The following is a 13,611-nucleotide window of genomic DNA, read 5'->3' as shown; positions in this document are numbered from 1 at the left end:
GCTGACCGCCGGCAAGTACTCCGGGGCCGTTGGGGTCACACGAGGACGACGAGGCGTTTCGGTTCGCCAGATCTCGGGCGTCAGCAGGCCGCATTTCGTCCCAGTCAACGAAACTTTACGAAACTCTCCGAACCGCGCGCGCAAACGGCTAGGGTTCTTTTTGTTTGGGACTACACCAAATGCAGCAGATCTCCGACTGCTCTCACGGACGAAGCAGTCACGCATGGCGATCTGGCACCACTTGCTCCCCTGCGGAGCAACGATCCGAAAGGAAGACCATGTTGTCTCGTCACCGCCGCCGAGGGGCCGCTCGCTGGATGGGCGCCGGCCTGGCCGCAGCCGTCGCCACGATCGGGTACGCCGTGCCCGCCCACGGGGAACCCACAGCTACCGCAGATGCACCCATCGCCCCGTTGAAGGAGGTTTACGAGGACTACTTCAACGTCGGCAACATTTACTCCGGACCCCAGACCTACGCCGAGGATTCCCCCAACTGGTCCCAGGTTGAGAAGCACTACAACATCATGACTGCCGAGAACATCATGAAGCCGGACCAGTTGCTTCCCGACGCGAACATCAACTCCGAAACCGGGGAGTGGACCTTCACCTACGAGGACGCCGACGAGTTCGTCAACGAGACCATCGATCGCGGCATGGGCGTCCACGGTCACGTGCTGGTGTGGCACAGCCAGTCGCCCTCCAAGCTGTACAGCGGCACCCGTGCCGAGGCCAAGGCCAACATGGAGCGCTACATCAAGGAGGTGCTCGCCCACTTCGAAGGTCGAGTCGTGTCGTGGGACGTCGTGAACGAGGCCTTCGCCGACGGGGTCGATTCGTTCGACCCGGCGACAGAGGACTGGCAAACCTACCTCCGGGGAGCCCCGGCGGACTACGCGTTCTCGGGTTGGTACAGCGCCTACACCCGGGGCATCGACGAGGCGGCCGGCGAAACCCCGGGCGACTTCATCTACGACGCCTTCTACTTCGCCCGCAAGTACGATCCCGACGTCAAGCTCGAGTACAACGACTTCAACGTCTTCCAGTCCGAGGGCAAGGCCAAGGCCATCCTCGCCATGGCCACCGAGTTCAACGAGCGCTATGCCGCCGAGAACCCGGACGACCCGCGCCAGCTGATCGAGACCATCGGCCTGCAGTCCCACAACTACATCAACCAGACCCCGGCGTTCGCCTGCTCCGACCTGACCGATCTCCCGGAGCTGGTCAACGAGGAGGCCGAGGAGTGGCAGCCGGGCGCCTGCTCCGACCATGCGTCGGTCGAACGTTCACTGCAAATGATCACCGAGGCCGGCTTCACCGCCAACGTGAGCGAACTGGACCTGCAGGTCTGGGAGGCATGGGACGCCGAGCCCCAGGGAGAGGGCGGCACCTACTACGACCTCAACGACCCGGCGGCCGCTGACCTCATCTCCAAGCCCGGATTCACCTACTGGGAAGGCAAGATCCAGAGCCGAACCGAGCTCGAGGCCATCCAGGCGCAGCGCTTCGCCGAGTACTTCGCCGTCTACAAGAAGTACGCCCAGGACATGGACCGGGTCACCTTCTGGGGACTGACCGACGCCCTCAACTGGCGAAGGAACCACAACCCGCAGATCTTCAACGGCGACTGGTCCCAGAAGCTCTCCGCCCCGGCAGTCGCTGACCCGGAGGCATGGCTGGCCACGGCCACTCCCGAACCGACGCCCACCGTCACCGTGACCGCCACCGCGGAGCCGGCCCCGACGGTTACCGTCACCGCCTCACCGAAGCCCGTCGGTGGAGCTGACCTGTACGAGACCCCCGGTTTCCACAAGTCCGGTGGTCGTGACTGGATGACTGTGTGTGAGCCGTACTCGCAGACGATTCGGTGCCACACCTTCATCTGGGGCACGCAGGTCCACCAGAGCGGCGGGCAGTTCGTGCAGACCAACGGCTGGACGTTCAACAACCTGACCTACGTCGCCTCCCCGAAGGCGATGTGGGCCAACAACCCGCTGGGCAACACCGGGCGTTGGACCGACGACGCTGGCCGCAACTGGCGCACCGAGTGCAACACACCCGCTGTTGGCGGGAACGGCTGCCGTACCTACGTGGACGCGAAGGTCGTCGAGCGCACGGCCACCGGCTACCGCGTTGTGACCAAGGAGGTCTTCAACAACATGGTTCGCTTCAGCTGAACTGAGTAGCGAGTGGGGCCGGGCCTTTTGGGGCCCGGCCCCTCCGTGTGTCAGGGGCAGGTCGAACGGCGAACTCGTGGAACCTGGTGCCGGCCGCGAACTCTGGCCCGCCCGAGCTTCGTCACGCCAGTGCTCTGACCAGTGCCGCAGTCCAGCGGTCCGGCTCCGCGAGCGGCGCCAAGTGTGTTCCGTGGTCCAGTACCACCAGCCGCCCCCGGGGTGCGGCCACGGCGAATGAGCGCTCCTGCAGCCGGAGCTGGTCGAAGCGACTGCTGAGGATCGTCACGGGGACGTCGATGCGCGCCAGGTCCGCCCGCAGGTCCCAGGCGGCGACGGCGCCCAGCGCGGCGCGGACGGCGTCGTCGTCGGCGGTGCCGCCGCGGACGTAGGCGAGCGCCCCGGACTCACCGAGCAGGCGCCGCAGCAGGGGACCGCCGGACCGGGCGGGGGCCCCGGGCAGGCCGTGGAGCGCGCGGATCGCGAGTCCGTACAGACCCGCCGTGCGCCTCCCGGGCTGGACGGCGCAGTTGGCCGCGACGAGCGAGGCGACGTGTGGGGGTCGGTCGGCGGCGGCGTGGATCGCAACCATCCCGCCGAGGGAGCAGCCCACGAGGTCCACGTCCCGGCCGGTGGCGGCTGCCGCGCGCGCCACGGCTCCGGAGACCGCGGCGACGGCGCCCTCGGGCGTGAACGGCTCGTCGCGCCGGGTGCCATGGCCCGGTAGGTCGGGCGTGAACACGGCCCGGCCGGTGGCCTCCAGGATGGGTCGTTGTTGGTCCCACATCGTCGCCGAGGTGCGCAGCCCGTGCACGAGGACGACGGGGCGCGCGGGCTGGTCGCCCACCGGCGGGCTCAGGCTCCGGTGTGCGGCCTGCGGGCCGGGTCGGTGTTGCCGGGGGCGGTGGCGATGTCGATGGCGCGGGCCAGCGCGGCGTCCGCGTCCTTGCCGCGGCCCAGGGCCATCCCGACGGCGACGCCGATGCCGTAGGCGGTCACCGGAACCGCAGGGCGGGCGACGTCCTTCGAGACGATGGCCGCGAGCTTCAGGATCTGGTCGATGTCGAAGGGCGCGTCGGAGATCCCGAGTTCACCCGCGAGTATGTCGCGCCAGTTGTGGACGCGCTCGACGACGCCCGGGTCGTCGCGGCGCTCCCGCGGCAGGTCGATCCCGGCCTCGATGGCCTGCTCGGGGGTGTCGACGTCGGCGATCAGGTCGTGGTCGACGACGACGCGGGCCACGTTCAGCAGTTCGCCGAAGCTCCTCACCGACGCCCCTCGGACCCGGCCGAGTTCGCCCAGCGCCCGCCGCAGTGAGCCGAGGCGGTAGCGGCCGAAGAGGTACTGGGGCCAGCCCTGCTGGTCCTGCAGCACCACGCCGTCGGGTCCTGGACGGGCGGCGCCGAGCTCACCGGCGGCGTCGCTGACGGACGGGGCGTCCACCGGCAGGACGATGACCTCCTCGGCGTCCGAGCGGTCCGAGAGCTGTGCCACCCCTGCGGCGATGCCGGCGACGGGACCGCCGAAGGGCGGGTTCTCGAGTGTGAACCTGACCTCCGGCCAACGCGGCGCGGGGGTGAGCTCCACCTCCTGGGCTACGACGATCGCGAGGCTGGCGTCGGTGACGGCGTCGACTGCCCGCTCCAGCAGCGTCCGGCCCTCAAGGGTCAACTCTCCCTTGTTGGTTCCCATGCGCTTGGAGCGCCCGCCTCCGATGATGAGTGCAACCGTCATGCACACAGAGTCTATGCCGCCCTCCTCCTGCTTTCAGGGATCGGGAAATACGACATCGTCGCGTCACCTATTAAAACCCAAAACATTGTGTAAAACTTCCCGTGATTCACCTGTAAATCGTCCCCTCGAGTGTTTCGATAGGAACCATGACCACGGAATCTGCACGCCTCGACGGACCCGCCAGCGATGCCCTCCTGAACATCGGAAAGTTCTTCACCGGATGGGACGAGACCCCCGACGGCCGGGCGGTGTTCCGGCAGGGCGGCCGCGCGGGCGACGTGTTCTACCGCGACCGTTGGAGCCATGACAAGGTGGTTCGCTCCACCCACGGCGTGAACTGCACCGGCTCCTGCTCCTGGAAGGTCTACGTCAAGGACGGGATCATCACCTGGGAGGCGCAGCAGACCGACTACCCGAGCACCGGTGACGACCGCCCCGAGTACGAGCCCCGCGGCTGCCCCCGCGGCGCCTCCTTCTCCTGGTACACCTACTCGCCGACCCGGGTGCGCTACCCGTACGGCCGCGGCGTCCTGATCGAGATGTACCGCGAGGCGAAGGCCCGGCTGGGCGACCCCGTCGAGGCGTTCCGCGAGATCACCACCGACCCGGTCAAGCGCAAGCGCTACCAGCAGGCCCGCGGCAAGGGCGGTCTGGTGCGGATGAACTGGAACGAGGCGCTCGAGATCGCCGCCGCCAGCTACGTCAACACCATCAAGAACTACGGTCCCGACCGCATCGTCTCCTTCTCCCCGATCCCCGCGATGAGCCTCGTCAGCCACGCGATCGGCACCCGCTTCACCCACCTCCTCGGTGGCGCGATGACCAGCTTCTACGACTGGTACGCGGACCTGCCCGTGGCCTCGCCGCAGGTCTTCGGCGACCAGACCGACGTGCCCGAGTCGGGCGACTGGTGGGACTCCACCTACCTGATGATGTGGGGCAGCAACGTCCCCGTCACCCGCACCCCCGACGCGCACTGGATGGCCGAGGTCCGCTACCGCGGCACCAAGGTGGTCACCGTCGCACCTGACTACGCCGACAACGTCAAGTTCGCCGACGAGTGGCTGCCCGCGCAGGCCGGCACCGACGGCGCGCTGGCCATGGCCATGGGACACGTGATGCTCAAGGAGAACTTCGTCGACAAGCGCGTCCCGTTCTTCGAGAACTACGTCAAGCAGTTCACCGACATGACGATGCTGGTCAGCCTCGTCGAGCACCCCGAGGGCCACGGCCTGACCGCCTCCAAGTTCATCACCGCCGCAGATCTCGGCCAGGACGTCCCCGACGCCGCCTTCAAGACGGTGCTGTGGGACCGGGCCACCGGCGCCCCCGCCGTGCCGAACGGCTCCATGGGCTACCGCTACAACGAGGACGGCCAGGGCAAGTGGAACCTCGACCTCGAGGACCTCGACCCCGCACTCAGCCTCCTCGACGACGGCTCCGGCGACGTCGAGCACGTCGAGATCGCGCAGCCCTGCTTCGAGGACCCGCGCGGCGAGGGCTCCATCCTGCGCCGCGGCGTCCCCGCCAAGCGCGTGGCCGGCCAGTTGGTCACCACGGTCTTCGACCTGATGCTCGCGCAGTACGGCGTCGGCCGCGAGGGCCTGCCGGGCGTGTGGCCCACCGGCTACGACGACGCCACGGTGCCCTACACCCCGGCCTGGCAGGAGCCGATCACCGCCGTCCCCGCCGAGGCGTGCCTGCGCACCGCCCGCGAGTTCGCGAAGAACTCCGAGGAGTCCGAGGGCCGCACGATGATCATCATCGGCGCCGGCATCTGCCACTGGTACCACGCGGACACCACCTACCGGGCGATCATGTCGCTGCTGATGATGACCGGCTGCATCGGCCGCAACGGCGGCGGCTGGGCCCACTACGTCGGCCAGGAGAAGGCCCGCCCCATGACCGGCTGGTTCAACATGGCCAACGCCATGGACTGGTCGCGGCCGCCGCGCACGATGATCGGAACCGGCTACTGGTACATGCACACCGACCAGTGGCGCACCGACGGCTTCTCCTCCGACGCCATCACCAGCCCGCTGTCCACCGGCAACCTCGACGGCCTGCACGCCGCCGACGCGCTGGTGAAGTCCGCCCGGCAGGGCTGGATGCCGTTCTACCCACAGTTCGACCGCAACCCCCTGGACCTGGCCGACGAGGCGCTGGCCGCCGTCGACGCGGGGGAGGCCCCCGACGTCGGGACCTGGGTGGCGCAGCAGCTGAAGTCCGGCGCGCTGACCTCGGCGATCGAGGACGTCGACGCACCCGCCAACTGGCCGCGCACCATGGTGCTGTGGCGCTCCAACCTGTTCGGCTCCTCGGCCAAGGGCAACGAGTACTTCCTCAAGCACCTGCTCGGCACGCACAACAACCTGATGCCCAACGAGCACGGTGCGGACCGGCAGCCGAAGGAGGTCAGGTTCCACGAGGAGGCCCCCGAGGGCAAGCTCGACCTCCTGATCACCGCGGACTTCCGCATGACGTCGTCGACGCTGCTGAGCGACCTCGTGCTGCCGGCGGCCACCTGGTACGAGAAGTACGACCTCTCCAGCACCGACATGCACCCCTACGTGCACGCGTTCACCCCGGCGATCAGCCCCCCGTGGGAGACCCGCACGGACTTCCAGCTGTTCCACGACCTGGCCGAGGCGGTCTCCAGGATGGCCAAGGGTCGCCTGGACACTCGTCGCGACCTCGTCGCCGTCCCGCTGCAGCACGACACCCCCGGGCAGGTGAAGCAGCCCGGCGGCATCCAGCGGGACTGGAAGCACGACGAGACGATCGAACCCGTGCCGGGCGTCAACATGCCCCAGTTGATGGTGGTGGAGCGCGACTACACCGCGATCGCTGACAAGCTCGCCACCGTCGGCCCCCTCGCCGACCGGCTCGGTTTCACGGTCAAGAACATCACCTACGACGTGAAACACCAGGTCCAACAGCTGGCCGAGCTGCACGGCGTCTACCCGAGCGGCCCAGCCGCCGGCCGTGCGGCGATCGACACCGACGAGCGGATGGCCGAGGCCATCCTGATGTTCTCCGGAACCACCAACGGTGAGCTCGCCACGGCGGGCTTCCGGGACCTGGAGAAGAAGACCGGCCGCAAGCTCGTCGACTTCTCCGAGGGCTCCGAGGAGCGTCGGATCACGTTCGTGCAGACCCAGCAGGCACCGCAGCCGGTGATCACGTCGCCGGAGTGGTCCGGCTCGGAGACCGGAGGGCGCCGCTACGCCGCGTTCACCATCAACACCGAGCGGCTCAAGCCGTGGCACACCCTCTCGGGCCGCATGCACTTCTTCCTGGACCACGACTGGCTCACCGACGCCGGCGAGAACCTGCCGATCTTCCGGCCCCCGCTGGACATGGCGCGCTCCTTCGGCGAGCCCGAGCTCGGCCCCAACGGCGAGAAGTCCATCGTGCTGCGCTACCTGACCGTCCACAACAAGTGGTCGATCCACTCCGAGTACCAGGACAACCTGTTCATGCTGAGCCTCGGCCGCGGCGGGCCGCAGGCCTGGCTCAGCGTGAACGACGCACGCTCCATCGGCGTGGCGGACAACGACTGGATCGAGCTCACCAACGCCAACGGCGTGTTCGTGGCCCGCGCCGTCGTCTCGCCGAAGATCCCCGACGGCGTCGCCTACGTCCAGCACGCGCAGGAGCGCACCATCGACGTCCCCAAGTCCGAGGCCACCGGCAGGCGCGGCGGCATCCACAACTCGGTGACGCGAATCCTCATGAAGCCCACGCACCTGATCGGTGGCTACGCCCACCTCAGCTACGCGTTCAACTACCTAGGTCCAACAGGTGTCCAGCGAGACATCGTCTCGACGGTGCGCCGTCGCTCCCAGGAGGTTCAGTACTGATGCGAGTCATGGCACAGGTGTCGATGGTGATGAACCTCGACAAGTGCATCGGGTGCCACACGTGCTCGGTCACCTGCAAGCAGGCGTGGACCAACCGCGCCGGCACCGAGTACGTCTGGTTCAACAACGTCGAGACCCGCCCCGGCCTCGGCTACCCCCGGACCTACGAGGACCAGGACAAGTGGCAGGGCGGCTGGGTCCGCACGAAGTCCGGGCGGCTCAAGCTCAAGTCGGGCGGGCGGTTCAAGAAGCTGCTGAGCATCTTCGCCTCGCCCGTGCAGCCCGGCCTCGACGACTACTACGAGCCGTGGACCTACGACTACGAGAACCTGATCCAGTCCCCGCTCACCGACGACTTCCCGGTGGCGCGGCCGAAGTCGCTGATCACGGGCGAGAACATGGCCATCAAGGCCTCTGCCAACTGGGACGACGCCCTGGGTGGCATCCACGAGACCATCCACCAGGACCCGGTGATCGCGAAGCTCCGCAAGGAGTCGAACGACAAGATCATGGCGGAGTACGAGAAGACGTTCATGTTCTTCGTGCCCCGCATCTGCGAGCACTGCCTGAACCCGTCGTGCATGGCCGCGTGCCCGTCGGGGGCCATCTACAAGCGCGAGGAGGACGGCATCGTCCTCATTGACCAGGACCGGTGCCGCGGCTGGCGCCAGTGCGTCACGGGCTGCCCGTACAAGAAGGTCTACTTCAACCACCGCACCGGCAAGGCCGAGAAGTGCCACTTCTGCTACCCGCGCATCGAGGTGGGGCTGCCGACGGTGTGCTCCGAGACGTGCGTCGGCCGCCTGCGCTACATCGGCATCGTGTTCTACGACGCCGACCGCGTCACCGAGGCCGCAGCCGTCGAGGACCCGAAGGACCTCTACGAGGCGCAACTGGACATCATGCTGGACCCGCGCGACCCGGAGGTGATCGCCGCGGCCCGCGCCAACGGCATCGCCGACGACTGGATCGAGGCGGCCCAGAAGTCCCCGATCTACGCACTTTGCAAGTACTTCAAGGTGGCCCTGCCGCTGCACCCGGAGTACCGCACCATGCCGATGGTCTGGTACATCCCGCCGCTGTCGCCCGTCGTCGACCTCCTGCAGGAGCAGGGCCACGACGCCGAGGCGGCCGGGAACCTGTTCGGCGCCATCGACGCCCTCCGGATCCCGGTGGAGTACCTGGCCGAGCTGTTCACCGCCGGTGACTCCGCCGTCGTGACCGGGGTGCTGCAGAAGCTCGCCGCGATGCGCGCCTACATGCGCGACATCACGCTGGGCCGCCCGGGCGACGAGGAGATCGCGGAGGCCGTCGGGATGACCGGCGGGGCGATGGAGCAGATGTACCGGCTCCTGGCGATCGCGAAGTACAACGAGCGCTACGTCATCCCCAAGGCCCACGTCGAGCAGGCGCACAACCTCGAGGAGATGGGCTGCTCGGTCAACTTCGACGGCGACCCGGCCTTCGACGAGCCCTACGGCGGCTCCTCCGGCAAGCCGGTGCCCGTCACGATCCAGAGCTTCAACGCCATGAAGGCGCACCGCGACGACGAGAGCATGACCTGACGTGGCCGGCCAGATGCAGGTCTGCTTCCAGGCCGCGGCGATGGTGCTCCAGTACCCGGACGAGGACCTCATGTCCCGGCTGGACCTGGTGGAGCGCTCGCTCGCCGGCTCGCGCTCCGAGCCGCTGTTCGCCGCCACGCTGGCGCACCTGCGCTCGAAGCCGCTGCGCGAGCTGCAGGAGTTCCACGTCCAGGAGTTCGACCTCTCCCGGCGCCACGCCATGCACCTCACCTACTGGACCGACGGTGACACGCGCCGCCGCGGCGAGGTGTTGGCCGCCATCAAGCAGACCTACCGGGACTCGGGCCTCATCGTCGACCTCGACGGCGAGTTGCCCGACTACCTGCCGATGGTGCTCGAGTTCGCCGCCCGCGGCGACACCGAGCGCGGCCTCGCCCTGCTGAACACCTACCGCGCCAGCCTGGAGTTGCTGCGGCTGGGACTGCGCAAGGACGGCCTGCCGCAGGAGGGCGTGGTGGAGGCGGTCTGCCGCCAGCTCGCCGGCCCGCTGGCGTCGTCGCGCGCGGACGTGCAGCAGATCTACGGCGCCACCTACGTCGACGCCCCGCCGATCGAGCAGGTCGGCCTAGAGACCTATCAGATCCAGACAGGCAGGCCCGTCTCATGACCTTCTTCATCTGGGGAGTGCTCCCCTACGTCGTGCTGCTGATCCTGATCAGCGGACTCACCTGGCGCTACAAGTACGACCAGTTCGGCTGGACCACCCGCAGCTCGCAGCTCTACGAGTCCCGGATCCTCAAGATCGCCTCCCCGATCTTCCACTTCGCGCTCCTGGCCGTGTTCATCGGCCACCTCGTGGGGCTGCTGGTCCCGAAGGCGTTCACCGACTGGGCGGGCCTCTCGCAGGAGATGTACCACCTCGGTGCGTTCTACGGCGGCGGGCTCGCGGGGCTGGCGCTGGCCGTCGCGCTGGGGATGCTGATCTGGCGACGACGCCGCACCGGCCGCGTGTTCAAGGCCACCACGGCCAACGACAAGTTCATGTACCTGGTCCTGGCGATCGTGATCATCCTCGGGCTGCTGGCCACCTTCACCGGCGAGACCCACCTCAACGGCGAGCACCACAACTACCGCGAGACGGTCTCGGTGTGGTTCCGCTCCATGGTCATCTTCCAGCCCGACGTCGCGCCCATGGCGGCATCGACGTGGCAGTTCAAGGCGCACGTGTTCTTCGGCCTGTTCCTGTTCGCGATCACGCCGTTCACCCGACTGGTGCACGCCTTCACCGCCCCGCTGCACTACCTGTTCCGCCCCTACATCGTGTATCGCTCCCGGGACACGTCCAAGGCCAGGCAGGTCTCGGCCGGCGGCCGCGGCTGGGACCCGGTGGGCACGTCGGACCGTGACAAGGGACGTCGATAAACCGACCCCGCCCGAAAATCCACAAACAGACCTTGCGACACTCTGCGAGGCCCTGACCAGGTGCGGTCCGGGCCGCTGAGAGCCCGTGCTTCGAGGAGTAAGAGACTTGACCACCCAGGCAAACGTCGGCCAGGGCGCGGGACGCGTCCTGACGATGTCCACCATCGCGTTCACGTTGATGTTCGCGGTCTGGCTGATGTTCGGCATCCTCGGCGTCCCGATCCAGGCCGAGCTCGGCCTGACCGACGTCGAGCTGTCATGGATCTCGGCGTTCGCAGTGCTGAACGGCTCCATCTGGCGGCTCCCCGCCGGCATCCTGACCGACCGCATCGGCGGCCGGAAGGTGACGCTGGCGATGCTGTTCGTGGTCGCGGTGCCCGCTTACCTGGTATCGCTCGCCGACAACTACGGGATGCTGCTGTTCCTCGCGTTCCTCGTCGGCTTCGCGGGCAACCTGTTCTCCGTCGGCACCGCCTGGAACGCGGCCTGGTTCGGTCGTGAGCGGCAAGGGCTTGCGCTCGGGGTGTTCGGCGCGGGCAACGTCGGCGCCTCGGTCACCAAGTTCATCGGCCCCCCGCTGATCGCCGCCACCTCCGGCGCCACCTTCTTCCTCGGCATCCAGGGCGGCTGGCGCCTGGTCCCGGTCATCTACGCGGTGCTGCTGGTGCTGGTCGGCATCGCCACCTGGATCGTCGTGCCCCGGCAGGACCTCACCCCGGGCAGTTCGAAGAGCATCCGCGAGATGCTGCAGCCCCTGCGCCACGTGCGGGTGTGGCGGTTCAGCCTGTACTACGTCGCGGTCTTCGGGGCCTACGTCGCGCTCTCGGCGTGGCTGCCCAAGTACTACGTCGACAACTTCGACGTCACCCTCGCCGTCGCCGGCCTCCTGACCGCCACCTTCATCTTCCCGGCCTCGCTGCTGCGGCCGGTCGGTGGCTGGATGGCCGACCGGTGGGGAGCGCGCCGGGTGATGTACCTCACCTTCGGGCTGATGCTGCTCACCTCCGGCATCCTCATGATGCCCAACGGCCACATCGTCATCTCCCACGCCGACGGCTCCACCTCGGAGCACCTCGCCTACCACCTGCCGCTGTGGGCGTTCGCGGTGCTGGTGTTCCTGCTCGGGTGCGCGATGGGCTTCGGCAAGGCCGCCGTGTTCAAGCACATCCCCGAGTACTTCCCCGACAACGTCGGCTCCGTCGGCGGCCTCGTCGGGATGTTGGGTGGGCTGGGCGGCTTCTTCCTGCCGCCGCTGTTCGCCTACACGAAGCAGTGGTCGGGATTCCCGACCAGCACGTTCTTCGTCATCTTCATCGTTACGGCTGTGTGCGGCATCTGGATGCACTTGACTGTGGTGAGGATGCTCGGCGCCTTGTCGCCGGATCTGGCCGGCGCCATTGAACTGCCCATTGAGGAGGCCGCGTAGTGAGCACCAAGCAGCAGACGCAGGGGGACTGGCTCCAGGACTGGGACCCGGAGGACGAACAGAACTGGAACAAGAAGCTCGCCTGGCACACGCTCGTAATCACGACGTTCTCGTTGACCATGTGCTTCGTGGCGTGGTTCCTCCCCAGTGCCATCATCCCGAAGCTGCGGCCCCTCGGCTATGACTTCACCCCCGCGCAGCTCTACTGGATGGCGGCCATGCCCGGCCTCTCCGGCGGCGCCCTGCGCATCCTGTGGATGATCCTGCCGCCCAAGATCGGGACCCGGAAGCTCGTCACGCTCACCACGCTGCTCCTGCTGCTGCCGATCCTCGGCTGGGCCTTCGAGATCACCAACCCCGACGTCCCGTACTGGCGGCTGATGGGTCTGGCCATCCTCTCCGGCATCGGCGGCGGTGCCTTCTCCGGCCTGATGCCGTCGACGTCGTACTTCTTCCCGAAGCGCCTCCAGGGAACCGCGCTGGGCCTGCAGGCCGGCATCGGCAACTTCGGCGTGTCCCTGGTGCAGCTGCTGACCCCGTGGCTGATCTCGTTCCCGCTGTTCGGGTTCGCGTTCTTCGACAGGGTGGGTTCGGACTTCCTCAAGAACTTCGGCTACTCGATCTTCCAGAGCAACACCATGACCTTCACCGGCAAGCCCGACGTGCTGGTCTGGTACCAGAACTCCGCGCTGGTCTACCTGCCGTTCATCTTCGCGATCGCCATCTGGGCCTACATCGTCCTCAAGTCCGTGCCGATGCGGGTCAGCATCAAGCAGCAGTTCGACATCTTCAGCAACGTCGACACCCACCTGATGACGATCCTCTACATCATGACCTTCGGCACCTTCTCCGGCCTGGCCGCGCAGTTCGGTCTGATGATGGAGAACATGTACGGGCAGTACAACGAGAGCATCGTCGCCAACGGGGAGTTGCTGATCCCCGGCTACAACCTGCCCGACGTGGTCAACTACATCTTCCTCGGCCCGCTCGTCGGTGCTGCCGCCCGAATCGTGTTCGCACCGCTGACCGACAGGATGGGCGGAGCCGTGTGGACCCTCATCTCCGGCATCGGAATCCTCGGGGCGATCCTGTTCACCATCCCGTCCCTCACGCCCGACGTCTCCTCGGCCGAGGCGCTGACCAGCGGCTTCAACTGGTTCCTGTACGGCATGATCGCCATCTTCTTCTTCACCGGCATCGGCAACGCCTCCACGTTCAAGCAGATGCCGATGATCTTCGAGAAGCGCCAGGCCGGCGGCGTGATCGGCTGGACCAGCGCCGTCGCGGCCTTCGGACCGTTCCTGTTCGGCGTCGGCCTCACCATCATGAGCCCCACCACCTTCTACTGGATCGGCGCCGCCTGGGCAGTGATGTGCATCATCATCACGTGGGTCCGCTACGCCGGGCCGAACGCACCGAAGAAGGGCTGAATCACCGCCCCGACGCCGCCCGGCCGCGTGCCGGGCGGC

At 67.6% G+C, this 13,611-nt stretch carries 9 protein-coding genes; 7 read left to right on the top strand and 2 right to left on the bottom strand.

All coding sequences use genetic code 11. The features are described from left to right. Positions 1 to 278: 278 nt before the first annotated feature. Positions 279 to 2,174, top strand: a complete 1,896-nt coding sequence (locus FOJ82_RS13615; RefSeq protein ID WP_185975803.1) for an endo-1,4-beta-xylanase — start codon at positions 279 to 281, stop codon at positions 2,172 to 2,174. Positions 2,175 to 2,295: 121 nt separating this feature from the next. Here the strand turns inward: FOJ82_RS13615 and FOJ82_RS13610 are convergent, their stop codons facing one another. Together FOJ82_RS13610 and FOJ82_RS13605 are read right to left on the bottom strand one after the other, a co-directional pair. Then, entirely contained in the window at positions 2,296 to 3,018 is a 723-nt protein-coding gene (locus FOJ82_RS13610; RefSeq protein ID WP_143939043.1) for an alpha/beta fold hydrolase, read from the bottom strand. Between the two features lie 8 nt (positions 3,019 to 3,026). Then, positions 3,027 to 3,905 (bottom strand): NTP transferase domain-containing protein, encoded by an 879-nt coding sequence (locus FOJ82_RS13605; protein ID WP_143939042.1) that lies wholly within the window; start codon positions 3,903 to 3,905, stop codon positions 3,027 to 3,029. A 146-nt stretch (positions 3,906 to 4,051) separates the two neighbouring features. On the opposite strand from FOJ82_RS13605, the gene FOJ82_RS13600 reads away from it, so the two are divergent. The 6 genes from FOJ82_RS13600 to FOJ82_RS13575 all read left to right on the top strand — a co-directional run bounded on the left by FOJ82_RS13600 (position 4,052) and on the right by FOJ82_RS13575 (position 13,572). Further along, positions 4,052 to 7,768, top strand: coding sequence for a nitrate reductase subunit alpha (locus FOJ82_RS13600; RefSeq protein ID WP_143939041.1), 3,717 nt, complete (start codon positions 4,052 to 4,054; stop codon positions 7,766 to 7,768). Next, a complete protein-coding gene (narH, locus tag FOJ82_RS13595) occupies positions 7,768 to 9,333 on the top strand; it encodes a nitrate reductase subunit beta (protein ID WP_143939040.1) in 1,566 nt (521 codons plus the stop codon). Before FOJ82_RS13600 ends, narH begins: the two co-directional genes overlap by 1 nt. 1 nt (position 9,334) lies before the next feature. Next, positions 9,335 to 9,961, top strand: a complete 627-nt coding sequence (gene narJ / locus FOJ82_RS13590) for a nitrate reductase molybdenum cofactor assembly chaperone (protein ID WP_221933167.1) — start codon at positions 9,335 to 9,337, stop codon at positions 9,959 to 9,961. Then, a complete protein-coding gene (gene narI, locus FOJ82_RS13585) occupies positions 9,958 to 10,716 on the top strand; it encodes a respiratory nitrate reductase subunit gamma (protein WP_143939039.1) in 759 nt (252 codons plus the stop codon). Before narJ ends, narI begins: the two co-directional genes overlap by 4 nt. 106 nt (positions 10,717 to 10,822) lie before the next feature. Next, entirely contained in the window at positions 10,823 to 12,142 is a 1,320-nt protein-coding gene (locus FOJ82_RS13580; protein ID WP_246099896.1) for an MFS transporter, read from the top strand. Positions 12,143 to 12,255: 113 nt separating this feature from the next. Then, positions 12,256 to 13,572: an MFS transporter gene (locus FOJ82_RS13575; RefSeq protein ID WP_425472508.1), complete on the top strand. Its 1,317-nt coding sequence runs from the start codon at positions 12,256 to 12,258 to the stop codon at positions 13,570 to 13,572. Positions 13,573 to 13,611: the final 39 nt, after the last annotated feature.

Source organism: Tessaracoccus rhinocerotis (genome assembly GCF_007197885.1).
Classification (GTDB): domain Bacteria; phylum Actinomycetota; class Actinomycetes; order Propionibacteriales; family Propionibacteriaceae; genus Arachnia; species Arachnia rhinocerotis.
Note: the sequence above shows the minus strand (reverse complement) of the source record. Positions and strands in the feature narration are given on the sequence as shown.

Coding starts and splice junctions, on each gene's coding strand:
- FOJ82_RS13615 (WP_185975803.1), top strand. CDS start 279: ATGTTGTCTCGTCACCGCCGCCGAGGGGCCGCTCGCTGGATGGGCGCC.
- FOJ82_RS13600 (WP_143939041.1), top strand. CDS start 4,052: ATGACCACGGAATCTGCACGCCTCGACGGACCCGCCAGCGATGCCCTC.
- narH (WP_143939040.1), top strand. CDS start 7,768: ATGCGAGTCATGGCACAGGTGTCGATGGTGATGAACCTCGACAAGTGC.
- FOJ82_RS13605 (WP_143939042.1), bottom strand. CDS start 3,905: ATGACGGTTGCACTCATCATCGGAGGCGGGCGCTCCAAGCGCATGGGA.
- narI (WP_143939039.1), top strand. CDS start 9,958: ATGACCTTCTTCATCTGGGGAGTGCTCCCCTACGTCGTGCTGCTGATC.